General features: G+C 38.6%; 19 protein-coding genes. 12 read left to right on the plus strand and 7 right to left on the minus strand.

Annotation, left to right across the window (positions count from 1 at the left end; all coding sequences use genetic code 11):
• The first annotated feature begins 204 nt into the window (after positions 1-204).
• Positions 205-924, plus strand: coding sequence for a VIT1/CCC1 transporter family protein (locus HZA38_04430; GenBank protein MBI5414733.1), 720 nt, complete (start codon positions 205-207; stop codon positions 922-924).
• Positions 925-952: 28 nt separating this feature from the next.
• Here HZA38_04430 and HZA38_04435 read toward each other — a convergent pair whose 3' ends face one another.
• Positions 953-1,915: a PrsW family intramembrane metalloprotease gene (locus HZA38_04435; GenBank protein ID MBI5414734.1), complete on the minus strand. Its 963-nt coding sequence runs from the start codon at positions 1,913-1,915 to the stop codon at positions 953-955.
• Between the two features lie 71 nt (positions 1,916-1,986).
• Positions 1,987-3,408, minus strand: a complete 1,422-nt coding sequence (gene nadB / locus HZA38_04440) for an L-aspartate oxidase (protein MBI5414735.1) — start codon at positions 3,406-3,408, stop codon at positions 1,987-1,989.
• Between the two features lie 89 nt (positions 3,409-3,497).
• Between nadB and HZA38_04445 the strand changes: the two genes are divergently transcribed.
• The 7 genes from HZA38_04445 to HZA38_04475 all read left to right on the plus strand — a co-directional run bounded on the left by HZA38_04445 (position 3,498) and on the right by HZA38_04475 (position 18,714).
• Complete coding sequence (locus HZA38_04445; protein ID MBI5414736.1) at positions 3,498-5,231, plus strand: hypothetical protein; 1,734 nt, start codon at positions 3,498-3,500, stop codon at positions 5,229-5,231.
• A complete protein-coding gene (locus HZA38_04450; protein ID MBI5414737.1) occupies positions 5,228-5,632 on the plus strand; it encodes a YtxH domain-containing protein in 405 nt (134 codons plus the stop codon). The genes HZA38_04445 and HZA38_04450 overlap by 4 nt, the downstream gene beginning before the upstream one ends.
• 78 nt (positions 5,633-5,710) lie before the next feature.
• Positions 5,711-8,413, plus strand: coding sequence for a hypothetical protein (locus tag HZA38_04455; protein ID MBI5414738.1), 2,703 nt, complete (start codon positions 5,711-5,713; stop codon positions 8,411-8,413).
• Between the two features lie 183 nt (positions 8,414-8,596).
• Positions 8,597-10,984 (plus strand): hypothetical protein, encoded by a 2,388-nt coding sequence (locus HZA38_04460; GenBank protein MBI5414739.1) that lies wholly within the window; start codon positions 8,597-8,599, stop codon positions 10,982-10,984.
• A gap of 16 nt (positions 10,985-11,000) precedes the next feature.
• Positions 11,001-11,777: a hypothetical protein gene (locus tag HZA38_04465; GenBank protein MBI5414740.1), complete on the plus strand. Its 777-nt coding sequence runs from the start codon at positions 11,001-11,003 to the stop codon at positions 11,775-11,777.
• A gap of 190 nt (positions 11,778-11,967) precedes the next feature.
• Positions 11,968-15,489 (plus strand): hypothetical protein, encoded by a 3,522-nt coding sequence (locus tag HZA38_04470; GenBank protein ID MBI5414741.1) that lies wholly within the window; start codon positions 11,968-11,970, stop codon positions 15,487-15,489.
• A 111-nt stretch (positions 15,490-15,600) separates the two neighbouring features.
• Positions 15,601-18,714, plus strand: a complete 3,114-nt coding sequence (locus HZA38_04475; protein MBI5414742.1) for an ATP-dependent Clp protease ATP-binding subunit — start codon at positions 15,601-15,603, stop codon at positions 18,712-18,714.
• A 49-nt stretch (positions 18,715-18,763) separates the two neighbouring features.
• On the opposite strand, the gene HZA38_04480 is transcribed toward HZA38_04475, so the two are convergent.
• The 5 genes from HZA38_04480 to HZA38_04500 are packed head-to-tail and all read right to left on the minus strand — an operon-like array spanning position 18,764 to position 22,179.
• Complete coding sequence (locus HZA38_04480) at positions 18,764-19,537, minus strand: endonuclease/exonuclease/phosphatase family protein (protein ID MBI5414743.1); 774 nt, start codon at positions 19,535-19,537, stop codon at positions 18,764-18,766.
• A 9-nt stretch (positions 19,538-19,546) separates the two neighbouring features.
• Positions 19,547-19,942, minus strand: a complete 396-nt coding sequence (locus tag HZA38_04485; GenBank protein MBI5414744.1) for a phage holin family protein — start codon at positions 19,940-19,942, stop codon at positions 19,547-19,549.
• Between the two features lie 15 nt (positions 19,943-19,957).
• Positions 19,958-20,548, minus strand: a complete 591-nt coding sequence (locus HZA38_04490; protein MBI5414745.1) for a hypothetical protein — start codon at positions 20,546-20,548, stop codon at positions 19,958-19,960.
• 5 nt (positions 20,549-20,553) lie between these two features.
• Complete coding sequence (locus HZA38_04495) at positions 20,554-21,714, minus strand: ATP-binding protein (GenBank protein ID MBI5414746.1); 1,161 nt, start codon at positions 21,712-21,714, stop codon at positions 20,554-20,556.
• 27 nt (positions 21,715-21,741) lie between these two features.
• Positions 21,742-22,179, minus strand: a complete 438-nt coding sequence (locus tag HZA38_04500; protein ID MBI5414747.1) for a Bro-N domain-containing protein — start codon at positions 22,177-22,179, stop codon at positions 21,742-21,744.
• A gap of 178 nt (positions 22,180-22,357) precedes the next feature.
• On the opposite strand from HZA38_04500, the gene HZA38_04505 reads away from it, so the two are divergent.
• The 4 genes from HZA38_04505 to HZA38_04520 all read left to right on the plus strand — a co-directional run bounded on the left by HZA38_04505 (position 22,358) and on the right by HZA38_04520 (position 26,207).
• Entirely contained in the window at positions 22,358-24,016 is a 1,659-nt protein-coding gene (locus HZA38_04505; protein ID MBI5414748.1) for a hypothetical protein, read from the plus strand.
• Positions 24,017-24,228: 212 nt separating this feature from the next.
• Complete coding sequence (gene gatB, locus HZA38_04510) at positions 24,229-25,662, plus strand: Asp-tRNA(Asn)/Glu-tRNA(Gln) amidotransferase subunit GatB (GenBank protein MBI5414749.1); 1,434 nt, start codon at positions 24,229-24,231, stop codon at positions 25,660-25,662.
• 45 nt (positions 25,663-25,707) lie between these two features.
• Positions 25,708-25,938, plus strand: coding sequence for an AbrB/MazE/SpoVT family DNA-binding domain-containing protein (locus HZA38_04515; protein MBI5414750.1), 231 nt, complete (start codon positions 25,708-25,710; stop codon positions 25,936-25,938).
• The gene (locus tag HZA38_04520; GenBank protein MBI5414751.1) at positions 25,935-26,207 is read left to right on the plus strand and encodes a type II toxin-antitoxin system RelE/ParE family toxin; all 273 of its coding nucleotides are present in this window, start codon (positions 25,935-25,937) and stop codon (positions 26,205-26,207) included. The genes HZA38_04515 and HZA38_04520 overlap by 4 nt, the downstream gene beginning before the upstream one ends.
• Positions 26,208-26,286 lie beyond the last annotated feature (79 nt).

The raw sequence follows: 26,286 nt of genomic DNA on the forward strand, positions 1-26,286 counted from the left end.
GACTTTTTCTTTTCTAACATCCTCTCTATTTCCTCTCGCTCTTTGAAGCTGATTGGCTTGCGAACTTGTTTCATGTCTAGAAATAAAATATAAACTTATTTTATCTCTAGGGTGGTGCTTATAATTTTAGAATGTACGAATTCTCCGATTTTCTTTTTTTCTCAAAAAAAAAAGAATACAATGGAAGTATGTTCTTTTGAGAAAATGCATAAACTCGAAAAACCGGATTTTCAACATCGATCAAAAGTACGAATTGCTTCCACGATGAAAGAAATAGTATTCGGAATGGAAGATGGAATGGTGTCAACTCTCGGAGCCATCACCGGTATTGCTACTGGATCACAAGATCACTCAATAGTTCTTTTGTCGGGATTCGTCATTATTGCTGTCGAATCTATTTCTATGGGCATTGGTTCATATTTATCGAATAAATCCGAGATTGATATTTCCATGCGAACGATACATGAGGAACAATATGAAATAGATTACTTTTTGGACGAAGAGCGTGAAGAACTCGTGGAAATGTATACGGGGGATGGATGGCCGCCAAAACTTGCAAAACAAATGGCCGAGGTCGCATCACAGAATCGAGATCTTATTTTAAAAGAAATGGCATATCGAGAACTTCAAATCATTCCTGAAAGCCTTGAGAATCCCTGGAAGAAAGGATTCTTTATGTCGGGAGCGTACGTTCTTGGAGGAGCCGTTCCCCTTCTCCCTTATGTATTCTCAACAAAATTAAGTTTCGCACTTTCTCTTTCAATTCTTCTCACTCTCATTGGACTTTTTCTCCTCGGAGTCTACACCACAAAATACTCCAAAAGAAATTGGCTGAGAGCAGGAATGGAAATGCTTATTTTTGCAACTCTTGCAGCGCTTATTGGCTATGCCGTCGGCGCAGCCGTAAACGCATATCAGTCGTAAAATTCTTCTGAAAGCATTTCATCCTCCTCTACTTCACGTATTCCTCGTTCATAACGAGATGTCCAAATTTCTTGTGATCTTCCTTCTTATCCAGAAGATAAGAAAGATAATTGAATCCAATGACGAGATAAAGAGGAAGGACAATAGTATGGACTCCAATTTTATCGAGCGACTCAATCCCGAGAAGTCCTCCGAGTGTCCAGTTTGCCGACATAAAGAAGTCAAAAATTCCATGAATAAGTGTCGAAATAATGAGCCCAAGAGCAACCATTTCATCATGGAAAACTCGAGTTTTTTTGAGATGAATAATTCGATGAAGGATCTCTGGTATTATTTTGTCTCTTCCCGCCATACGTTTTTCTTGAAGGATTGGTCCTGCATAATATCCGATTCCATAGTAATATCCATAAATTCCGGAGCAAAGAATATGCACAAAAACCACAAAAATCGAACGCAAAAAGAAAAGGGAGAAGTATTTATCGCTTATCCCGCCATACAAAAGTTCTCGAAAAAGGTAAATAATGTTTTCTGTAAAAGCAAATCCAAGTCCTGCGATGATGGAACACTCAATAATATCATCCACACTATTAAAGAAATTATGATCTGCTTTTTTTACGACCCAGTGTTTCAGGTATTCTTCAATGAATCCAATCGACATGGAAACAGCGAATATCGACAAAATGCCCACACTTGCAAATGATGAAAATTTTTCACGAGTAAGTACTGCAAAATTTTGTTGAAAATTAATTGGTTTGAGCTCAAAAAAGCCAAAATTAAGACTCATTTCCCAAAAGTATTGGTAAATGAACATGATAATCGCGGAGAATATTCCGGCGAGAAAAGTAATGAAAATCACTTTTCTACTCTGCTTGCCCTTTTGATTAAAGATATACATCCACACCAAAATTGGCACAAATACGAGCAAAATACTAAAAAATGCCGCAATTGGCTGATGGAGAAGAACTCTTTCGATGAGTTGAAAATTCGTCATTGATTATGTGTATATATTTCATACTATTCTACTGCGTTTCATAAAAAAAAGCAAATCTCTGGTCCTCCATCCTATTTCTCGACAAAATGACAGCCAAGTGATTCTTTCCGCGAAAAAGCAGCTTTCGCAATGGCTTTCGCCACGAGAAGAATATTTTTTGTTTCAGTTCCTTCGGGAGTGAATTTTTCTAATTCTCTGAGAGCAAAGTCCATTTCTGAGGTTTTTCTCACAACGCCAACACACTGCTGCATGAGTGATTGGATTTTTTTCCGAATTCTTCTGTCTTCAGGAGTTTCGGGGTGAAAAGAAACGGGAGGAAATTCTTTTTCCGAAGGGTGCATTCGATTTCGGAGAATATTCTTTTCTGAAGAGTAGTCTTCAAAAATCTGGTCTGCAAAAACGACTCCTTCTAGGAGCGAGTTGCTGGCAAGCCTGTTCGCCCCATGAACTCCGGTGCACGCTACTTCGCCAACTGCAGAAAGATTTTTGAGATTGGTCTTGCCAAAAATATCCGTTCCTACTCCTCCACAAAAAAAGTGTGCAGAAGGAGCAATTGGAATGAGGTCATCTGCTAAGTTTTTTCCAAAAGAAAGGAGATTTTCGAAAATCATAGGAAATTTTTTCTTGAGAACATCTTCATTTTCATGGCGAAAATCGAGAAAAACATGATGACCGATTTTTTGCTTCTGAAAAATACTCCGTGCAACATGATCACGTGGAGCCATTTCATCCACAAACTGCTCCCCATTCTCGTCTCTTATTTTTGCACTTGCTCCGCGAAGAGCTTCAGAAAGGAGAAACATCGGATCTCGAGGCATATCAAGAGCTGTAGGATGAAATTGAACAAATTCGAGATCTTTTAGGAGCGCCCCCGCACGGAGAGCCATCGCCATTCCATCTCCTGTAATAATGCTCGGATTTGTTGTTTTTTCGTAAATCTGCCCTGCGCCTCCCGTGGCAAGAACTGTTTTCTGTGCAAAACACAATGATTCTTTTCCATCAGCAAAATATTGAACTCCATACACTTCTCCATTGGATGTGAGCAAATCAAGTGCAAACGCATTTTCAATGACTTGAATATTTTTATGTTTTCGTATTTCATCCGCAAGAATCTCCTGAACAACTCTCCCGGTTTCATCAGCGATGTGAAAAATTCGCGCATAGGTGTGTCCTCCCTCGCGATGGAGTGAAAAATCAAAATGGACTCCCCACTCTTCCAAATCCTTAAGGGCTTTTTCGCCATGGGTTACAAGAAGTCGAACTGCCTTTTCTGAATTATGATATGATCCCGCCTTCATCGTGTCCTCAAAATGTTTCTCCTGTGAATCTTCCTGAGGATTTCTCACGCCCGCAATTCCTCCTTGAGCGAGACCAGTTGAACCGGAAGTAATAACTTTTTTCGTGAGAATAACAACTTCTCCCAGTTTTGAGAGCTTAAGAGCAAGGGAAAGACCGGCAATCCCTGAGCCGAGGAGTAAAAAATCTGTCTTCATGGAGAAAGTTTGCCCGAAACTTCAAAAAATTGGAAATTGAAAAATATTTTTGTTTGTGTGAGAATTCCCTGGCATCTTTGTTTTTGTCTATGAAAAAATTTCTTTTTTTTGTTCTTGTTACATCTTTAGGGGTTCTCTCTTCATGCAATATTAATGCTTTATTTGGTCGAGATAAGCCATTTTCTCTCGATGATCGGATTATTGAAACCCCTCCAAAAGAAGAGATATCAAATACACCAGAAATTGTAACGGCAGAGGGAAATATTGTTGGCGTCGCATCTCAAGATGTGCTTCTCGGAAAGAAAACATATTTTCTCACGGATGATCAGGGACAAAATCTCTATACTCTTGATTTTGAATATGGAGATCTCGATGAGTACGGAGATGAAGGAAAAGTTCGAGTGAAGGGAGAAAAAGAAACACCTGAAGGCGCTTCCATTCCGAATTTAAAAGTATACACAATCGACTTTTTGGATATTCCAAATTCGGCAAAAGAAACAACATATACTTCTCAAGAGTTTGCATTTTCAATTATTCTCCCTCCCAAGTGGGTTTATCTTGAGGAAGATCAGCAACTCGCTCTTTTCATAAACAAAAAAGAAACAGACCCAATCGTTACTTTTCAAAAATTCCCTTCAAATAGCCCTGAAGCGATTATGTATGCTACTGAGCAGGGCAGCGGAACAGAAATTTCTGTTGGAGAAAAAAGAGCATTCAGGTTTGTCCGCGGTTCTACAAAAGTTGATATATATATTCCCATTACAAGCGAAATTATTGTCATTCACTTTACTGGAAATGATGACCAAAAATCAGATTTTTATGATGTTCTTCTTTCTCTGAAATTTTCTCAAAATTCCTCAGCTTCTGTTCGTGAAGAAGCTGGTGAATGTGGCGGTAAGATTGGACTCAAATGTGTAGAGGGATTTCGATGTGAACTTTCTGGAGACGATTCCAAATCAAAAGGAATTTGTGTAAAAGCTGAGAATCCTCCAAAAGAAGTTAAAAAAGAGGAAGTGGCCAAAAAAGAAGAAAAGAAGACTCCTGAGCCGACTCCGAAAAAAATAGAACCAGTTCCTCCTCCAGAAAGTGCTCCTAAAAAAGAAGAGCCTCTTCCTGCTCTAAAAGAAACACTGAAAACAGAAAATGTAAATACCGATGCGGAAAAGGAAAAAGTACAAAAATATATTTTGGAAAATCTTTCTTCTTTATCGCCAGAAAAAGCTCCAGAAGGCGCTCTGTGGACGATAAAACTCTATGAATTTTCTGAGGGGAACTTAGTATCTGTGGAGTACGTGAACTCCAAAGATCCAACAATGAAAAGAAAAATACTTTTTTTGTATGATGCGTCTGGACCTGAAATTTCTCTTACAGAAAAAGCGTTTTTTGTTCCCGGCGAAGAGTCAGATTGGAAGCTTCAAACAGGACAAAACCTTCAGGCAGGAAAGGCAAAAGATGTTTTCTCAGCAGAAGGGCAGAAAAAAACAAGCATTAAAGCAGGCTATAGCCTCTATGAAAGTACGTATTATAATTTTTCCGCAGGATATCCAAAAAATTATTATTATGCGAATTTAGGAGGTGTGAATGGCACCATTTCCACGGTGGCATTTACAACTTCTGCTCCCGTCAAAGAAGCGAATGCTGTCCTAAAAATCGAAATTCTTGACGGTGCAAAAGAAAAAGAAATAAAATCTGATCGTGAGATTCTGCTTCCGCGAGATGGAAAATCACATTTCCGCTTCATTGCTTCAGAACAAGCCTCTCTTCAGGATCTCCAATACATGGTTGATTCGCTTATTTCCCCCACTTCATCCCCTACTCCATGAAAAAACCACTGAGATTTCTTACAAGTGTTCTCGCTGGCATTACTCTCGGGATGCTTTTTGCGCCAAAAAAAGGCTCTGAGCTCAGAAGAGAGCTTTCAAGGAGTTCCGACAAACTTGGTACTTTTGGAAAGGAACTTCTTGCGGCATCAAAAGATGCGAGTGACGAAGTGCAAAAGTTTTTTTCTCGAAAAGAAGTACGAAGTCTTATTGATTCAGGAAATGCTGAGCTCAGTGATTTTTTGAAAATTGCCAAAAAACATGGATCGGAACTTTCTGAGAGGGCTCGAACTGAGCTCGAATCTCTCGTAGAAAATATCGAGAAAAGGTCAAAACCTCTTCAGAAAGCGGTAAAAAAGAAGATCGAATCTGTAAGGAAAACTATTCAAAAGCATATGCAGTAAAGGGCGATCAGATTGTATTTTGCCACTATTTTTGGTACAATAGAGGGAATTCTGTACTCTAAAATTTGTCTGAGCGAAATGCATTTTCATAAAACACAAAAAAACATTGTCGGAATACTCGCTATCTTTGCTGTGTGCGGAGGAATTTTTCTCGCTTCTCCTGCCTATTCTGTTGAAATAGAAGAGAAACTTCAGTATGTGCACGTCAGCCTGCCAAATCCGAGCTCTCCCATTACCATCAATCCATTTGTCGACCCAAAAATTTGGCCAGACAAGGAAACATTTGAAATTCATGGCACCGCTGAGCAGGGGAAATTTATTAATCTCTACGCTTGGGCACTTGTTCCCGGAACAGATGGAAATACGAACTCTGATGAGGTGATTACGAATTTTGATGGGAAAATTATTGATCCAAACAAGGTTGAACTTTCGTGGAGACCACGGACTCTCTTTACTCAGGAATATGCAGATGAACAATTTTCTCACGTGGGAACAACTTGTGAAATGCTCAAGACGAGATGCATTCCCAAAGACGGAGAAGAACTCGGAAGAATACCAACAAGTACCGACCCAGATGACCTCATAAATGGACCTTGTCCAGACGGGAATGTTCCGAGTGCGCAAAACTGTGAACTTTCCAAAAAATTTACGGTCTACCACGAAATTGTAAAACCACATTTAGCAGTCCAGGGAGATGAGCGAGCAAAAATAGATCTTACGCTTCCAGGAAACACGTGGACTGATCGTGGTGGAAATATCCAGACATTATCTTACGAAATTGATAATAATACTTTATTGCTTCATCCACAGTGTTCTCGAAGGATAGAAACTGACACCATTCCTATTTGCCATATTCCAGAAGCCTTGGGAGAGGCAGGCGAACCAGAAACACTTGTCGTAAAAGATCCTTCTCTCGGTCTTGCCGCTGATGAAGATAATCTTTTTGCTGTGCATGATCTTCATCTTGGTGATCTTATGGTATCTCATGCGAACTGTTCGAATGATCCAAGTAATCCTTCTCCATGTGATTGCCCGACAGATCAGTCGCATTGCCAACCGGAATACACTCCCGGAGGCTGGCTTTATGAACGCGGACCGCTTCCTCAAAAAAATCCTGATGAAACTCCAGGACCAAAACCACTTCTCACAACTGATTTGAGAGAAATTGAATATCACAAGCTTTTTGTTGATAATCCTGACGCTTATAAACCGTACATTGACCCTGTTCCAGAAATGCCATTAGAAAAACTCTGGGAAGACAAAATCATTTCCCCAGGAAAATATTTTCCGAATATCACACAAAATTCCTATTCTTCCATGTACGTTTTCACATATTCCAATTACGCACGTGCAAAAAAGAAATTTGTTGATACAACGACATATTTTGCCTACGCATTTTATCCGATCAAAGATAAAACTGTTCTCGTTGATGCGTTCGATCAGTATGAACTTCGCGCTCTAGAAGAATCAAAATATTTAGCCCAAGAAGGCGTGACGAGAGAAAATAGTATTCTTCTTAAAGTCATCAAAGATCCATCACTCGAAAAAGATGAAATTAAGTACGATGAATATCCAGGGAAACTTGATCCCACTAAGGGATATTATTTTTCCATTTTTGAACTTCGGGAAGGCGGACAAATCAAACTTCCAAAATTTATTACAAATCCGATTGACACTGAAGCTCCCGTTTCTCAAGATCACTGCTTTGTCGATGCAGTGACAGAATGGAGAGGAACAAAACCGTGTCCAAGTATTCTCGGACACATGATTACCGCAACGAATGAAGTCTATGTTCCGCCGCTTACTCAAGATTCTGTTTCGGGAAAAGCAGTAAGGCAAATTCCATCTCCGGAAAAAGTAGAATGGGAAATTTATGAGAGGAAAGGAGAATACACAAATGATCCGATTGTGAGTGATGTGAATGGAACACTCAAAACAGGAGTGAATGGAGATGAAATTATTGCGATTCCAAAAATGCAAATGAATCGTTTTGCCGTGCATCATTTTATTACGGGAACATATCCTTCTGATGATACGAGGCAAACTTCAAATAAAAGTTCTACATTTTTTCTCGGTTCTCAAGGAGTTCAGAAAACATTTTTTAACATCAACACTCTTGTTTCTTCTGCGGTCAGTTTTACTCAGGCAGTAGATCCGTATGGAGTTGTATTCGATTTTCACACAAAACAGATTGTTCCAAATGTTCACGTAGCACTTAATGGAAATCTCATTCGCTTTGAAGAGAAATTTTCATCTGTGCAAAAGACATCGGATGATGGGCTTTTTTCATTTCTCGTAGAACCGGGAATCTATTTTCTCGATGTTCTTGAAGTCAATGGAAGGACGAATAACTTTGTGTATCCGAGTACTTCATATCCACCAATTTCTGATGATGATATTAAAAATAAAAAAAATCTCAATTGTGGGACGGACAGCATTTTTTCCGATATTTATTGCCAAAAAAATCTTCCGATTGAAGTCGGAAAAGAAATTCAACATCGCGATATTCCGATTGAAGCTCCGCTTCGAGGAAATGTTATCGGAGGAGAAAAAAGCATGAAAGTGGTTCTTTCTGAAGGAGGAAAAGAAATTGATTCTGCTTGGACAGTGCCAAATGGAAACTTCAGCTTTTATGTTTCTCCGGGAAAATATGTCATCACAAAAATTCTGGATCAGTTCGGAAAAAATCTTCTTTCTGAGGAAGTCGAAGTCGAAGTTCAAAAAGATCAAGCGACGGGAAAAGCAGTGCTTTCGGATATTATTTCTGTATCACTTGAATAATTTTTAATTTTGAAATTTAAAATTTCTAAATAAATTCTAATTTTTAAGTCTTAATTTCTCAACATGAAAACTTTTCAAAAACAAACACGACAAAAACAAAAAAAATAGAAAATAGAAATTAGAATTTAGACATTAATATTTATTTTGAAATTTCAAAATTTAAAATTAAAAATTTCCCACTCAATGAAAAAACTCCTTTCTCTCTCTCTGGCTGTTCTCATTACATTTTCTGCCTCCGCACCAATTTTTGCGGCTGAAGATCGAGGGCTCACATATTCTCAAAAAACTCTTTACGGAACTATTACAAAACCAAAAGGAGGAGAAGAAATTGCTATTACTGCCGAAGAAGAAAGTAAAGCGATTGCAGAGCTCATTGAAAAGCATAAGCCAATTGACTCTACGTTTGATATTCAGGGAACAGTTGGTCCAAATAAAACTGCATCGACGTATATTACGACTCCGATGCCGGAAGAAATTTCGAATTTTCATATCGACAAAATTTCTGGCGACAGTATTACATTTGCGTGGAATCCAAGACCAGTATTTAACTATCTTGAGCAGGGAACATATGCGGTAAATTCCATTAGAAATATGGATGGACAGACTGAGGTCCCGCATTTTCAAAATGATGAGAATAAAATTGATTATTCACAAGTCGTGAAGAGAAATAAAGAAGTCACTCTTTCATTTATTGATAACAAAAAAAATCCTCGTAATTTTGTTCCTGAACTAATACCTCCAAACGAAGTTCCTCAAGGTGCAGAAAATATTCATTCAACAGAACACTCTATAAGTGGAAGAGCTGTTAATTATGATTACGCTACTTCATGTACATACATACAACATTGGAATCTAGCTTGTGATTTAAACACAGGAAAGTGCCCCCCTGGAGCAGACAGATGTCTTAATTATCCTGTTCCAGTACAGGTTGATGCCACTTGTGAATATGATGTCGGATACACATATTTCTGGCAAGATCTGGATGGGAAAATAATAGGAAACAAAGTGAACAATCCGAACGTAAGTATTGACTATAAAATGCCTCTTCCAAAAGGAATTTATGAATTTATTCTTTGGATGGAAGTGAAGGTGAATGGAGAAGAAAATCCGCATCATCCTCCAATTTCATTTGTCGAGCAAAAAAGGGAAAGGATTGCAGAAAGAGAGACTTTCCGTGACTGGAATGACTATGTACGAATTGCTGCTCGTGCTGGAAAAGAAAAAACAGATCCTCCAAAAGGTAAAGATGACAATGCAAGCGAAGGCGGCACGAAATCGGCGCCTGATCCGGGAGAGTGTCCTCCAAGTCCCATTTGTGATCCAACATGTTTTAAGCCTCCATCAGGGAAATACGCAATTCACAACGAATATGTTCTCGTCGATGATTTTGAAACGTACGAAATTTGGTACAACGTGGCAGATGAATCGGAATCTGATCATCCATATTTACAGCATCTCGGAGTCACGAGAAATCCGGAAGTAAGCCATAAAATTGATCTTGCGATCAGTGATCCCAGAATAACTGAAATTACCGTTCCATTCACAGATATCATTGATGACAATGGGAAAAAATTTGATCCTTCAAAAACGTATTATTTCAGTCTGTTCGAAATTCAACGAATGAATACAATCGATGGAAAAGATCAAAGTGTAGTTCCTGTTGATCTTCAAAGTGCAACAAATGATGCGGGATATCTTTTTGCCGCGACAACACCGACCGGAGGAATGGAAATAAAAATAGAAAATGGAGAAGCCACATATCCAGAATATACGAATGCAAAAATAGAAGTAGAAATGAGAGGAATGACCGCAAAAGCAGATCAAAATGGGGTTTTTGAAATCCCAGATGTTTCGTATTTGAGTTTGAATCCAGCATCAACAATGCATTCTATTTTTGCAACATACCTTTCGGATGATACGAAATTTGCTTCCAGTCAGGATGATAATGCGCTCTATCTGGGAGCAAATCGTGATGCATCATTTTTTAAGACTCAGGCGCTTGCGATGACTCCCCCACTTCTCAATATTGAAACCGAACCGTACGGAACCATATATGATTCATGGACAAAAGAACCCGTGAAAAATGCAGAAGTACGACTTTCGGGACTGTCCATCAATCGCCAAGGAGTCGAAAATCCATACGAACTTATTCAAGAAACGGGAAGTGATGGATTTTTCAGCTTCTTCGCCGCTCCCGGAAAATACGTTCTCGAAGTGCTTTCCATCAATAATAATCAAAATACTACCTATACTTTTCCAACAAAAGCACTTTTAGGACAATGCGAAAACATTCGGAAAAACGGTGATGGAATTTATACGGATGTCTATTGCCGAGATCCGCTCGAAAATATTTTGATTGCTGACAAAATCCTCCACTATGACATTCCAATTGATCCAACGGTGCGAGGAGAAAATGCGCCGCCGAACAAAAAAGTGTATTTGAAGAATGCGAGTACAGGGAATATAGTTGACGAGAAAATCGCCACTCCCCAGGGAAAATTTTCATTCTTTGTTCCTCTGGGAACGTACACAGCTGAAGATGAAAATGGAAATCTTCTTTCAATACTTTGATCTCTTTTGTCTTCTCATGAAATCAATCTCACATATTTTTCGCGGCATCTTCGTCATCAGTTTCATGCTGATGTGCTTTGCAGAGTTCACTCTTGCATCTGCAGCAGGACAAATTCCAGTTGAACAGAGAAATAAGAGGCAACTCGTAGTGCTCTGGCAGGAAAGCCAAGTATTCGGACAAGGATTTCATAGACCATATTCTGCACTTGTTCTTGAGGACGAAAATGACGATAAACTCTGGGAAGGAAATACCGACGCAAAAGGAGCTTTTAGTTTTCTTCTTCCTGTAGGAACAGTGAATCCAGCTCGCGAACATACACTTCTCCTCAAAGCATATGATCAATTTGGAAGAGATATTCTCAAGGATGACGGAACTCCCGATACTCTCAAAGCACGAGTGCTTCCGGGACTTCAGGCTGAAGGAAAAACTGATCCAAATGCTGAAATACTCCTTTTGGATTCGAGCGGAAAACTCCTCAATAAGTTTGAATCCGATGAGAATGGAAATTATGTCGTGTTTAACGCGCCGGAAGGCAGTACCCTGAAGATTCAGAAAGATGAAAAATACGTCGAAATTCCCTTTCAAAAAGACAATATTGGAAGTACATATGTAAATGAAGGTTCAACTACGATTCCAAAGACAAATACCGATCCAAAGCAAAATTCGACTCCTTCTCAAGTTTCTGAGGCATCTGGATCTTCTCTTCTGTATATTCTCGGAGGAGTTGTCATAGCGGCACTTTTGGGAGTTGGGATTTTGTTCAGGAAGAAAAGAAAGGAGGAGAATTTTTAATTTTGAAATTTTATCCCGCAATGCGGGACTAAATAAATTCTAATTTTTAAATCTTAATTTCTAAAGATGAAAACTTTTTTAACACGGCAAAAATAAAAAAAAATTAGAAATTAAAAATTAGGCATTAAGATTTATTTAAAAATTTCAAAATTTTAAATTAAAAATTTCCCACAGTAAAACAAATATATAAATGAAATCTATTCTCAAATACATTTTTGGTTCACTTCTGCTTTTCCTTTCTTTTGGAAATGGTTTTGCATTTGCGGGAAATGTAGAAATTCATGTGCACAAAAATACGTATGACGGGGATGAATGGACGAGCAGTATTTACCCGATCAAAATAACGATAACTGATGTGGTGGCGGGAACTCCTCTTGGAATCACAGAAACGCACGGTCTTGATATTGATCCGGCTCTTGGAGCTTTAAAACTCAGAGACACTCCACTTGAATGTCATTTTGAGTGGCCAAATCCAGATCCAGATATTCCGGAAAAAATCATAAAAGACAAAAAAGTGAATGTGTACGAACAAATGCTCGCGGGAGAATTTATTGTTCCTCCAGTCCGAATCATCGATGAACGAATTTTGGTTGCCAATAAAGTTCCAAAAATTATGCCTTTTTGCGGAGGAAGTACAGAAGCAGAATATGATGAATTTGAAAAACAAATTGTGAATTCGGAAATCATGCCGGATAATCCATACCGAATTTATCAGAATTATCTTTCTCTGGCCACTGAAGGGAAAATAACGACCTCCATCGCCAAACCTCTTGAGCCGCAAAAAATAGATACGACAAATCCAGACCAAATTCTCGGATATGGATGCCAAGTAGAAATGCGCGATGAAAAGGGAGAAATTGTAAGAGATAAAACTACTGGAAATCCGATCATGAAGAATGGACTTTGTGAAGCAAGTGGTGATGCAAAAATTGATCTCATCGTTCTTTCTGACGCAAGTGAGCCGGTTATTCGCGCAACCATTGATGATCCGCTCGTGCAAGGAGTGAATGCGGAAGTCAGTGAACTCGTGACGATGGTGGGAAATTTTGCAATTCGAACGACATCACTTCTCGACTGGGCTCTCGCGATTGACGAAACTGGATTTCGAAATGAAAAAATCACGCTTGTCTATAATAAAGCGCTCAATATCGTGAATGGATTTTTCATTCTCGCGCTTATTATCATCGCACTTCTCTGGAATTTTTCCATGATCATTGCCAAAGAACAACTGAAACGAATGGTCATTCTTTTTGTGATTGGAGGAGTTTGTGTATATTTTGCACTTCCTCTCACTCGTCTTCTCGTTGATGGAACGAATATTCTCCAGAGAACACTCCTCGTGAAACAAGAAGCTGGCGATAGTGAAGTACAAAGTGCGATACAAGTGTACGGAGGGGAACTTGCTAAGCCTGGTCTTTCTGATGCAGAGAGAACACGAATTCAAACCCAACTTGATGCTCTTCGAAATTCACTCAAAACAAAACGAATTTCGGCATCTGATATTCTTTCCGCGTACGATATCGATTACGGAGGATTTGTTGGACTTCAAAAAACGATTTACGTTTCAAAAGATTATCCAACTGGAGATGATCTGACGGTAAATGATCAAAGTAAATTTGTCATGAAAGATGATCTTTTTATTGATCGTTTTCAAGAACGAACATATTTCAATCTCACACTCATCGGGCTCGGCGCGATTGCACAATTCCTCATCGCCATGATCCTGCTTTTCAGATACGTAATTCTCTGGTTTCTCCTCATATTTTCCCCATTCCTTCTCGTACTTGCGCTCTTTAATACGACGAGATTCCTTTTCAGATATTGGGTATGGCTCTATGCAAGATGGCTTCTTATCGGACCAATTCTCGCGATGACACTATATATAGTCGTGAATATCTGGAGTCTTACCGGAGTACCACTTGAAAGTGCATACAATGCTCCGAGTAGCCTCATCTTTCCCAACACGACAAATTTGTATGTCGCCGCTCCCGGAGTTACTTCGGGCTATTTAAATACGCCACGAGAGGTGATGAAATATATCTCTGCACTCATGATGCTCTATATGGCAGTAATTCTCCCCTTCTGGCTCACGAGATATATTCGAGGAGAAATGCCAACACTCAGTGCAAAATTTTTCGAAAAAAAGAAAAAATTCTTTACTCCAGAAGGACCACTTACAGTTACGCCGACTCAAGAACCTCCACAAAAACCAGAACTCCAAAAACCAATAAAAACAGAACTGAGCGAGATGCCAACCTTAAAAACAGACTTGACGAACATGCCTCCTGTTCCCGTAACTGTAGTGGCTCATACCGATTCACAAGGAAAAGAAACTGAAAAGGATAATCAGATTTCGACACAGCAAGTTACAAGAGAAGCAGGAACGAGAGAATCCACCAAAACGGAAACAAGTACGCACCAAACTACGAGTACAAAAGACCTTATTAACACTCTGAATATTCTCCAGGCATCACAAACGCTGAGTAAGTCAGTTGATATGAAATCTGCCCGAATGGAATCGCAAAAAGATCGTATCGTAAGCGAGATCCAGAAACGCGCAGAACGGGGAGATACGATTGCCATAAAAGCAATAGGAAAAATCGATGCTACTGCTGATATTACCGCAAATGTAAAGGCAAAAGCAGATGTGAGTGCCAATGCAAAAGTTCACGCAGATGTCATTGCGACAGAAAGAAGGACAACGCATGTTACGCAAACTGCTCCGGATATATCATCTCCAGAACATAAAACTGCTGTCGGAAAAGCTCACGAAGAAATTGAAAAATCTTCGCTTGTGAGCCACGCAAATATTCGTGAACAAGTTGAAAGTGAGCAAAAAGCAAAATCGTTGGAGCGTGAAAAAGAAAGACTTGTCTCCAAAAGTCCTGTCGCTGAGGAAGTCACCCAGAAATCAAGAGAAGACGCTCTCAAAAAAATGGTTTCAGGAAGTTCTCCTAAAGGACCAGAAGATGGAGTGCCTGAAAAAGGTCCGGACATTCCTCCTCAAAACGCGAAGAAAGAGGAGAAACTCAAAGCCCTCGGAAAAGAAGGTCCACCACAAGTTGATGCGCCACAGGGAACTCATGGTCCAAAAATGGCAGCAGCTCTCGATTTAGCTTCTCCATCAGATACTCCGGATACCGGAGGCGAGCCGGAAGATGACAGCGATCTCTACGTTGAAAGAACGCATGAAAAGAAAAAGATGAAGACATTTGATGAAGAACTTGATTTTGAAGATAGTGAAAATTCCGGAGAATACGAACCCCCAAACCGAGCCGAATCGAAAGGACAATTAGGAGTAAATGAAACAGAAGAAAAACTCGAAAGAGAGGGTGAAATTGAATCTATTTCAAGCGAGAAAATTTCACCAGTATTTGGGGAAAATTTTGAGGAAAATCTGAATACAAACATTTCCGCTACATCTGGAGAAAAACGTTCCGAGAGAAAAGCGCTGAGAAACGAGGGAGAAGAAAAAGATCTGAATGCACCCGATGATGACAATTCTGATCCACAGGATAAGAAGAAAAGTGGAAGTGGTGGAAATCAAAAAAATACAAAAGCTCAGAATTTTCCAGATGTTTCTGCGGATGATGACAAAGAGGAATCGGCTTCAAATCCAAAAAAAATAAATATTGAGGAAGAAATTGAACGAGAGGAAAAAGAAGAGAATATTACGGCTATTTCTCAGGATGATGAAAATAAGATCGCGTAATTTGTAATTGACGCACTTTCCCCTTCCAAAATCTTCAAAAATGTGATAGAATGCTATGAAACTCTAGAGAAATTCCATTTTTAACACAAAAATACATTTTATCTTTGATCTATGTTCTTCTCCAAAAAAAGCGACAATACGCCAGAGCAGTCGTCACAAAGGTCTGGAAATCCAACTTCTCCTACAAATTCTGCAGGAAAAGGAGCATCTCCTCAAACAGCACGAGTAAGCTCAAGCGCTCCGGCATCGAGTGCAGCAATAGATCAGTATTTTTCTGATAGCCTTCGCAGAGTGCTTATCGCTGCTGGTTCAGAGGCAAAAACGGTTAAAGCGCCGGATATTGATACCGAACATCTTCTCCTTGGGCTTCTCATGAAAAGAGATCAGGTTATGGAACAGATGTTTGAGAAATTCCAGGTACGTCCAGACGAACTCGAACAATTTGTACGCGAAAGATTAAACCTCGGAAAGGAAGATCCGAAAAAACTCACTTTTTCGCCACGTGCGAAACAAGCGCTTCTTTTTGCGGACGAAGAGCGAAGAAAATATAATCATCATGCAACAAATCCAGAACATCTTCTTCTCGCGCTTATTCGTGAAGGAGAAGGAGTTGCTGCCCAAACTCTCAAAAAATTTGGAATTGAAATGGACCTTGCAGATTCAGTAGTAGAAAGTGTTGTTGGTCATGGAGAAGAAAAAGATGTACTCACCGGAAATGGAGAAACGCCATGTCTCGATCAATTCGGAGAAGATCTCTGCGCCAAGGCGCGAGAAGGAAAGCTTGATCCCGTCATTGGTCGTTCACAAGAAATAGAGCGAACAGTTCATATTCTTGCTCGCAGAAGAAAAAATAATCCAGTACTTATCGGAGAACCGGGAGTTGGAAAAACTGCCATTGTTGAAGGTCTTGCTTTTCGAATTGTCACCGGAAATGTTCCTGATATTCTGAAAGGAAAACGAATTGTTGCGGTGACGATAAATTCTCTTTTGGCAGGAGCTTCCAAGCGAGGCGAATTTGAGGAACGTCTTCAAAAAGTCATTAAGGAAGTAATTAATTCCAAAGGAGATGTAATTCTCTTTATCGATGAAATTCACACGCTTATTTCTGAAGGAAGCACTGATGCGGCAAATATTCTAAAACCGCCACTTGCAAGGGGAGAACTCCATTGTATTGGCGCAACAACTACGGGTGAATATCACCAATATATCGAAGAAGATGCTGCTTTAGAACGCAGATTTCAACCGGTTACTATTCCGGAACCAAGCGTTGAAGAAACATACGAAATTCTTCAGGGAGTGCGTGATAAATACGAAGCATTTCATAAAGTAAAAATTAGTGATGAAATTCTCAAACTTGCGGTAAAACTTTCAGATCGTTTTGTAAATGACCGATTCCTTCCGGATAAAGCGTTCGATCTCATCGATGAAGCGAGCGTAATGTGTAAAATTCCTTCTCTTGCCATGCCGGAAAATATCAAGAAACTTCAGCATGAAATTGAGAGGCTCAAATCAGAGGAAGAACGAGCGAAACAGGTAATTAATCTTGAAGAAATTACACGACTCGAAAAAGCTATTGAGGCAAAGCAAAAGAATCTCGAAGAAGAAAAACAAAAGATTAGTGATGAAAAAGCGACAGCGCACGATGAAATCCAGCCGGAACATCTCCAGAAAATTATTTCTCGTTGGACTGGCGTTCCCATCGAAAATCTCAGCACATCAGAAACAGAAAAACTTATGTCTCTCCAGGATGAAATGCACAAAAATGTGATCGGACAAGAGATCGCGATTAATGCCCTCGCTCAGGCTGTAAGAAGAAGCAGGGCCGGAATTAAAGATCCGACGAAACCCATTGCCTCTTTTCTCTTCATGGGACCAACAGGAGTGGGAAAAACAGAAGTATGTAAGGTTCTCGCCCTGAATCTCTTTGGAACAAAAGAATCCGTCATTCGCTTTGATATGAGTGAATTTATGGAGAAACACGCAGTTTCAAGACTTCTCGGACCTCCTCCCGGATATGTGGGATATGAAAAAGGCGGAGAACTTACTGAAGCGGTGAGAAAACATTCATATTCGATTGTCCTTTTCGATGAAGTGGAAAAAGCAAATCCTGATGTATTCAATATTCTTCTCCAAATTCTCGATGACGGAAGAGTGACTGATAATCACGGAAGACTCGTGAGTTTTAAAAATACGATTATCGTATGTACTTCTAACCTTGCTTCAAAAACTATTTCCGAAGCATATCAAAATGGAGTGCCAAAAGAAGTGGATGCAAAGGATAAATTCTTTGATTCTCTTCGAAAAAGAGTATTACCGGAATTGAAACAATTCTTCAGACCGGAACTTATTAATCGATTTGAGGATGTTATTTTCTTTGAACCGCTCACGATTGAACATATCGTAAAAATCGTAGACATCATGATCGCGAAAACCAAAAAGCTTCTTGCAGAAAAAGATATTACGCTCCACATCAGCAACGCCGCCAAGAAACATATCGCCGAAAATGGTGGATTTGATCCAGAATTTGGCGCACGTCCTCTTCAAAGAGCCATTCTGCGTCTTGTGGAAAATCCCCTTTCTGACTCGATTATTATGGGCGAATTTGTTCAAGGCGATCACGTCGTTGTGGATGCAGGGAAAAGTGAGTCTGGAAAAGCAGAACTTGTTTTCAAAAAAGGTGTCCGCGGAATGGATGAAAATGAAGGAGAAATTTACTTCACGGAACAAGAAAAAACTCAAACAGGAGTGCTCGGCGATATTGAATCCGCAGTTAATTCGGAAAGCGTCGCAAATACTGTTTCTTCTCCAGCATTTGATGAGAAAAATGGACTTGTGTCCTCAGATGATATTGAAGCACTCAAACATGAAGGTCTGACCGATGAGCAGATTCAGACATTTTGGAAACAAGATACAACGCAGGGAAATATGTTTGTATTCCAATTTAAAAATCCGAATGAATTCCAGTCCCTTGAAATATTTGCCGGAATGGAAAAAGATATCAAGGAAAAGGTGTTACAGCTTTGGAATAAAACCCATCCTGATGCTCCGAGCGCTGCTCTGATAAACACTCAAGCAGAATCTGGACTCCAGAAATCAGTTTCAAAAGAAGAGTCAGAAAAGGCAGCGGGACTCGAGAAAGTTCCAGTCGCAGCCTCAGAAGCAACCTCAGGAAATACTGCTCCTCAAGACTTCGAATTTGTGGATGGGCACATTGTGAGCAACTAGAAAAAGTACAAAATACAAAGTACAAAACACAAAACATATTTTTGTACTTTTAGTTTTGTGCTTCCACTTCCGCCCAAAGTAGCTCATGATCCGAATCTCCATGAATAAGACCATTATTTTTGAGGAGAAATCCATCTCCTAAAATATGATCGATATCAAAACTGGGGAATTTTTTTGTGAAAATTCTTGGACTCCACGTCTTCAAAGATTCTGAAAGATTCACAAACCTTTGAAAAAATGGATATTTTTTCACAAGTGTTTTGTAGCGAATATTAAAATCTCCCATGAGGAGAAGATTTTTCCCTTTTCTCTCGAACTCTAAATGAGCCATAAGTTTCTTTACTATTTCTGCATGTCTTTTTTTGCGAATTTTTCCCCTCGGAAAAAGGAGATGGATAAAAATTACATCGAAATTTTGTTTTGGAAAAAATACATGAAGAACTTCTCCGTCCTCCTGAGAAAATCCCAAAGATTCTCCCGATCCGAGAATTTCCATTTCGTATGGATCTTTTGAGGCCAATAATCCCTTAAGAATCCATCTTTTATAACGAGATTTTCTTCCATTTCCAATAGCAAAATATTGATACCCATTTTTCCTGAGTTCCCGGACAATTTCCACTTCCTGCTTCTTGCCAATAACTTCACAAATTCCAATAATGTGAGCATTTGCCTCCTCAATTACCTGAATTGTTCTCATAATGTCGCTCTTTCTCTCAACTTTTGCCACATTTCCTCGGACATACGCTGTAAAATGGGCTAAAAGTGTTCTGGAGCACGAAGTTCCATTGAGCCCGAACATTTGGTTGTACGTAGCAATTTTCATGAGTGTGTTCTATTTTGTCTTAAGAATCCAATGCGTCAGGGAGTTAAAAACCGAGAGGAGAAACGCTGCAAGAAAGTAGGAGAAAATTCCGCCTCCCACATGAAATGTAACTCCAAGACTTTGCTGAAACGTAGTATTAAAAAGATATTCCACAATCCCGAGGATGATGGCATTGATGACAATGAGAAAGAGTCCGAGAGAAAGAATGACAAAGGGAAGGCTTATGAGCTTCAGCATTGGGCGCACAAAAGTATTGAGAAGCCCGAGCGCAAATCCCACAAGAATAAAACCTTTTATCTCCGGCTCAATGAGAAAACCGCTGTCTTTTAAAAAATATTGCACCACAAAAAGCGCGAGCGCATTGGCGAGAATTCCGAGAATAATGTGTCTGAAAAGATGAGACATGGTTAAAAAAATAAATTACATATGTTTTATGACTTTGGAAATCTTACAAAAAGAACCATAAAAGTTTTCAAAGCTTTTGCTACTCATTTCAAGTTTCTTAAAATCCATGATTTCTGCACTCTTAACATAAATATCACTCAGAGTTGTGGTTATATCGCTGTTATTTTCCGTTATTATTCTTCGGAATCTCTCTTTAGGACTCATCTCTGGATATGGCAATGCATCCTCTCTTTCTAAGGAGAATATTATTTTAATAGCATTTTCTTCATCTAAAAACCACTGTTCTAATTCTGGATCTGGACAACCGACAATGTTTCTAGAGTCAGGCTTAATTTTTATACAGTGTTTTGTTACCTGAGTTTTAATTTTCTTTTGTTTATCCCGTTTTCCATCACTATCAGCAATAAAAACCGCCATATCACAATTATGCACACTATAAAAAAGGGAAAATGCTATTCCGACTTGTTTATTAATACTTCCATGAGCAGGTTTTAGAATAAATTCAATATTCCGAATATTCGGGTTTATCTCTCCAATTATCCTCTGAATGATAATTTGTAAAGGTTTTTCGTCGAAGTCGCCTTCATAAAGAAGCCCTATTTTCATAACTATCAATAATTACTTGTATAAAGGTAGTCTGTTAAACCCCCACCTTCCTGCAAGTATTTTTTTATCTCACTTATTTGTTCAACTTTTGATAATAAAGTAAATTGAGTTCCCATTTCTGCTCCTCTATCTGTTAATACTATTTTCTGAGGCGATAAGCTATTGATTACAATTGGACTATGTGTGGTAAACAGAATTTGCATTGTCTTAATTGTTGATATTCTTTCTAAACGTTCTATAAGCTCGATGATACGTTTCGGATGAATCCCATTTTCAATTTCCTCAATTATCAAGATAGAATCATTTTCCATACTCATTGCTGTAGCAATGAGTAACAAAGTTTTTAAATCTCCGGAAGAAACTGATTGCATCGAAAGCTGTTGTTTTAAATTTCTTTCCTCAAGTACCACTAAATAATTCTCTTTCTCCGCAGAAGGCGATGCTACCTCTCCAGTTTTTGATGGGATTTCAACTACAGACGAAAAGTTTGGTAAAAGGGCTTTTATTATTTTTTGAAAATCATCATAGTTTTTCTGATTATTACGATGAAGATTCACTATTATGTTCGCGAGATTATCATATTCAGATTCAGTACTTCCGAGAGCAATAGATTCTCTATTATTTATTTGTTCAATATTAGGTATTACAGTTTTTATAAATACATCTCTCACTAAATCAGTAGCTTGAGTTTTATATAGTGCAAGCGCGAGTTTATTTATATCAACAACTACAGGAATAGTACCATCACTTTTGTCTTTTAAAATATTTTTATCTCTAGAATATACTACCTCTTTTTCGCCGTTTTCTTTTATTTCATATAACTTCTCCTCGACCACGAAAAGTGATGCGGGTTTTGTTGAACCATTTATTAAGCTTACCTTTACACAAAATAAATATTTTTTTTCGTCTTTTAAGTTTAGGATTATTTTTATCTCAAATTCGTTTTTCCCATCATTGAAATTAAAAAGTTCATGAGGAATAAGACTTATTGCCTTTTGAGCATCTGTAGCAGTTTTTCCTTTCGCTAGATCCCTTACAAATTGTATTGCTTGGATTAAGTTCGTTTTTCCAGCAGCATTCTTACCCACTACTGCACCAAAAGACGGAAGTTCAATTGATGCATTTTTTATGCTTTTAAAATTATTGATTTCAATTGAATAATACATATATGAGAGAGTTATTGATCTTGATATTTATATGATAATTGGGAAGCAATATGAATACAAGTAACAAAATGGGGTGGTCGCAAGTTCAGGATCTTCAATTTCCTGTACCCGTTCATAGCCGACTTTCGCAAGCCATCTTTTAAATGGTTCAGCTTTTGGAGAAGGGATGGATTGGATAAGTCTAAAAATTCCTTCTGTGTTCCAACAGTACATTCTCTGAATTCCCCCCTCTGTTCCTATATCAAGCATAAGGGGTGGTACAATTTGTACCTGCCCTTTGTGAGTGAGTTTTTCAAGCTCTTTGTCTCTCATTTTCAAACGCTTAAAATATTGAGCGGGATCATTTGAATCGGTTAAAGTTTCGATGATGTCATTAATGACAAACCACCATTCATTTTCATGAAGGGTTTTTCGAATTTTATTGCCTTTGAAAACTGCAATTTTTTGAATTTGATCAGAAGGCATAGAATTTTTGAAAAAAGGAAAAATGTACTTTCAGAATACTTGGAAAAATAAAATTGAAAAAATATGCTGCTAAGAAAGTATACGTTTTTCCTCATAAGATTGCGAAAAAATACACATGCGATTCTGTTGACGAGATCCGTCGACAGAATTTGAGAAAAAAAATATACTCATTATACATATGCAAAAAACCTGCAAAAACTGTTCGGCGTCATTTGAAATCACAATTCGTGACAAGGAATTTTATAAAAAAATTGCGGTTCTTGAGCCATCGTTTTGTGTAGATTGCAGACAGCAACGAAGATCTGCATGGCGCAATGAACGTCATTTTTTCAGAAGAAAATGCGATGCGACCGGGAAAAGTATTATTTCCATGTACCCACCTGATTCTCCATTCAAGGTTTATGACCAAAGTTTTTGGTGGTCGGACAAATGGGATGCAAAAAGTTATGGAAGAGATTTTGATTTTTCACGGCCATTTTTTGAGCAATTTCGAGAACTGCAACTTGAAGTTCCGAGACTTTCACTGGTCAATAAACAAAGTGAAAATTCGGAATACACGAATCATTCCGGAAAAAATAAAAATTGTTATCTTTCTGCAATTACGTTTGAATCGGAAGATGTGTATTATTCCGATTGGATCGTTTCTTCACGGGATCTCTTTGACTCTTCGTATATCACAAAAGGCTCAGAATTATGCTATGAAACGTATTACGCGGAAAAAAGCTTTCAGTGTTTTTTCTCAGAATTTATAAAGCGGTGTAACAATTTATGGTTTTGTTATGACTGCATCAATTCGAGAAATTCGTTCATGAGTTCGAATTTAAGAAATGCAGAATATTATTTTTACAATACCAAATACACGAAGGAAGAATTTAAGGAAAAAATGAAGAGTATTTTTCCACTTTCACATTCAGAGCTGGAAAGTTTGAAAAAAGAATATCAGCGTATGAAACGAGAAAAATTTCTTCATCCGGCGCTGTATCACGTAAACACAGAAAATTCTACAGGTGATATTCTGTTCAATACAAAAAATTGTATCTATTCTTTCGATACAATCGATGCCGAAGATTGCACGTATATGTTTGACGCAATTGATATGAAAGATTCTATGGATGTCTATCACGTTGGCTGGGCGGAACTCATGTATGAATGCCACGCGATTTCCAACGGTTACAACTGTATTGGCTGTCATTTCGCATATGATAATCGAAATGTGGAATATTGCGATTTTACGCAAAATTCCAAAAATCTCTTTGGATGCGCCGGAATGAATCAGGCGGAATATTGCATTTTAAACAAACAATATTCAAAGGAAGAATATGAGGCACTGGCAGCGAAAATACGAGATCACATGAGGAAGATAGGAGAATATGGAGAATTTTTCCCGATCGAATTTTCTCCATTTGCGTACAATCAAACGAGAGCTCAGGAATATTATCCACTCACCGAAGAAGAAGCACAGAAGAAAGGAATTCGTTGGTCAAAAGATATTCCGAGCGTTCCCGAATCACAAAAAATTATTCCTGCGGAAAAACTTCCAGAATATATTTCAGAAGTTCCCGATGATATTTTGAATTGGGCAATTTTGTGTGAAGTAACGAAAAAACCTTTTAAAATTATCAAACAAGAACTCGAGTTTTACAGAAAATTCGGAATTCCAATTCCACGAAAACATCCCGATGAGAGGTATACGGATCGAGTAAATTCCCGAAAACCAAGAAAACTTGTTCAAAGAGAATGTACGAAGTGCCGAAAAGAAGTGGAGTCGAGCATTCCTCCAGAATCAGATGTGAAAAATGTGTATTGTGAGTCTTGCTATTTAAAAGAAGTGTATTGAAAAAATTCTTCTTTGGTATTTGTCATCCCGGGCTTGACCCGAGATCTCAATTACCATAAAGAAAAACCTCAAAAAGTCATTGATGCCATTTACTTTTCCTTTTCTCATTGATTTCAATTGAGATTCCCGCTTTCGCGGGAATGACAAAGGAATATTGGGATGACAGAAGAGCCTAAATCTGGCAATATTTCCGTGGATGTTATTCAAAAAATATGCACTCTGCTTACGAATCCGTTATGGGACTCGAAATTCACGCCCGCATTAAAACGAAAACGAAAATGTTTTGTGGATGTTCCAATGACACGTGGAAAGCAGAACCAAATGAACATATTTGTGATGTTTGTGCCGGATTTCCGGGATCACTTCCAGTGCTCAATAAAGAAGCCCTCCACAAAGGAGTTCTTACGGCGCTCGCGATGGGATGCACTATTCCCAAATCTTCCAAATTTGATCGCAAAAGTTATTTCTATCCCGATCTCCCGAGCGGATACCAAATTTCTCAGTATGATGAGCCGATTGCGGTAAATGGAACTGTAACAATTTTTGTGGAAGGAGAAAAAAAGAAATTCCGATTCCATCGCATTCATCTCGAAAATGATGCGGGGAAATTGACGCATGAAAATGGAATGACATTGGTCGATTTGAATCGTGCCGGATCACCGCTCATGGAAATGGTGACAGAACCGGATTTTCGCACTCCAAAAGAAGTTTCTTCATTTCTCAAAGAAGTACAGCGAATTCTGCGAACACTCGGAACTTCCGATGCCGATATGGAAAAAGGAATGATGCGCTGTGATGTAAATGTTTCCGTGAGAAAAAAAGGCGCCGAAAAATTGGGAACAAAAGTCGAAGTGAAAAATATGAATTCATTTCGAAATATTGAAAAAGCTCTGGAATATGAAATAGATCGGCAAATTGAACTTGTAGAAAAAGGAGAAAAAATCGTTCAGGAAACACGAGGATGGGATGATGCGAAAGAAATTACGCTGTCGCAGAGAAATAAAGAAGAAGCCATGGACTATCGATATTTTCCAGAACCAGATATTCCACCACTGACATTTGAGGAAAAATATATTTCGAAACTGAAGAAAGAAGTTCCAGAACTTCCGTCTCAAAAAATGGAACGATATCTTTCGGAATACGAAATTTCTCTAAATGATGGAGAAACTTTGGTGAACGATCTCGAGGTAAGCAATTTCTTTGAAACAGTTGCAAAAATTTCTGGGAATCCGAAAAAAACGGCGAATTGGATGATTTCTGAAGTGCTCGCAGTGCTCAATGAGAGCGGAAAATCACTTGCTGAACTCCCCTTCTCCGCTGAGGATCTTGGAAAACTGATTGGAATGATCGAGAGCGGAAAAATTTCAGGAAAAATCGCAAAAGAAATTTTTGTGGAGATGAAAGAAAAAGGTGGAGATCCAGAAAAAATTGTCACATCAAAGGGAATGAGCCAAATTTCCGACGAGAAAAAACTGGAGAAAATTTGCCAAGAAGTTCTTGCCGAAAATCCAAAACTCGTCGAAGAATACGAAGGTGGAAAAGATAAACTCTTTGGTTCATTTATTGGTCAAGTGATGAAGAGAACTGGAGGAAAGGCGAATCCGGAAATGGTGAATGCGGTGATGAAGAAGTTATTGCAAAAATAAGAAAATAGGAATATACTATTTACCGAAATACTTATTTTCTTATTTATGACCAAAATTGTATACGCTACCTCACGCGGACAAGTCACGATTCCCAAGAAAATCAGGGACAAGGTCGGCACTGAGTGTTTTCAAGTATTTTTTGATGACAAAAATATTATTCTGAAGCCTCTTCAGTACAAGAAAACATTAGAAGAAGAGGTGGAAGAATCTTGGCAGGAATATTTAAATGGTGACTCAATTAGTCAAGAAGAACTTATGAAAAAATACGGATTATGATTCATGTTCAATATTCAGGAAAGGCTCAAAAAGCGCTTCAAAAACTAGATACAGAAACTGCAGAAAGGATACTTCTCAAAGTAAAATATTTCTCCTCTTCAAGAGAAAATATTTTTCGGTACGGGAAAAAATTAAAAATTTTTAAAGAAGCAACTCATCGATTTCGAGTTGGAGACTATAGAGTTCTTTTTCGTATTGACCAGAAAACGAAACAAGTCGTTATTCTCGTCATTGTGAATGTGGTGCACAGGAAGGAGGCGTATTTGTAGGGATGGGGAATGACGTGATGAGGAAGTTGCTTTCATAGACCATGAAAGACTACGGAGACATTGCAGTTGTCAGTATTTT

The organism is Candidatus Peregrinibacteria bacterium, from assembly GCA_016220175.1.
GTDB lineage: Bacteria > Patescibacteriota > Gracilibacteria > CAIRYL01 > CAIRYL01 > JACRHZ01.

Coding starts and splice junctions, on each gene's coding strand:
- HZA38_04485 (MBI5414744.1), bottom strand. CDS start 19,942: ATGTCTCATCTTTTCAGACACATTATTCTCGGAATTCTCGCCAATGCG.
- HZA38_04480 (MBI5414743.1), bottom strand. CDS start 19,537: ATGAAAATTGCTACGTACAACCAAATGTTCGGGCTCAATGGAACTTCG.
- HZA38_04470 (MBI5414741.1), top strand. CDS start 11,968: ATGAAATCTATTCTCAAATACATTTTTGGTTCACTTCTGCTTTTCCTT.
- HZA38_04515 (MBI5414750.1), top strand. CDS start 25,708: ATGACCAAAATTGTATACGCTACCTCACGCGGACAAGTCACGATTCCC.
- HZA38_04435 (MBI5414734.1), bottom strand. CDS start 1,915: ATGACGAATTTTCAACTCATCGAAAGAGTTCTTCTCCATCAGCCAATT.
- HZA38_04520 (MBI5414751.1), top strand. CDS start 25,935: ATGATTCATGTTCAATATTCAGGAAAGGCTCAAAAAGCGCTTCAAAAA.
- HZA38_04475 (MBI5414742.1), top strand. CDS start 15,601: ATGTTCTTCTCCAAAAAAAGCGACAATACGCCAGAGCAGTCGTCACAA.
- HZA38_04445 (MBI5414736.1), top strand. CDS start 3,498: ATGAAAAAATTTCTTTTTTTTGTTCTTGTTACATCTTTAGGGGTTCTC.
- HZA38_04455 (MBI5414738.1), top strand. CDS start 5,711: ATGCATTTTCATAAAACACAAAAAAACATTGTCGGAATACTCGCTATC.
- HZA38_04450 (MBI5414737.1), top strand. CDS start 5,228: ATGAAAAAACCACTGAGATTTCTTACAAGTGTTCTCGCTGGCATTACT.
- HZA38_04465 (MBI5414740.1), top strand. CDS start 11,001: ATGAAATCAATCTCACATATTTTTCGCGGCATCTTCGTCATCAGTTTC.
- nadB (MBI5414735.1), bottom strand. CDS start 3,408: ATGAAGACAGATTTTTTACTCCTCGGCTCAGGGATTGCCGGTCTTTCC.
- HZA38_04500 (MBI5414747.1), bottom strand. CDS start 22,179: ATGCCTTCTGATCAAATTCAAAAAATTGCAGTTTTCAAAGGCAATAAA.
- HZA38_04505 (MBI5414748.1), top strand. CDS start 22,358: ATGCAAAAAACCTGCAAAAACTGTTCGGCGTCATTTGAAATCACAATT.
- gatB (MBI5414749.1), top strand. CDS start 24,229: ATGCACTCTGCTTACGAATCCGTTATGGGACTCGAAATTCACGCCCGC.
- HZA38_04460 (MBI5414739.1), top strand. CDS start 8,597: ATGAAAAAACTCCTTTCTCTCTCTCTGGCTGTTCTCATTACATTTTCT.
- HZA38_04490 (MBI5414745.1), bottom strand. CDS start 20,548: ATGAAAATAGGGCTTCTTTATGAAGGCGACTTCGACGAAAAACCTTTA.
- HZA38_04495 (MBI5414746.1), bottom strand. CDS start 21,714: ATGTATTATTCAATTGAAATCAATAATTTTAAAAGCATAAAAAATGCA.
- HZA38_04430 (MBI5414733.1), top strand. CDS start 205: ATGCATAAACTCGAAAAACCGGATTTTCAACATCGATCAAAAGTACGA.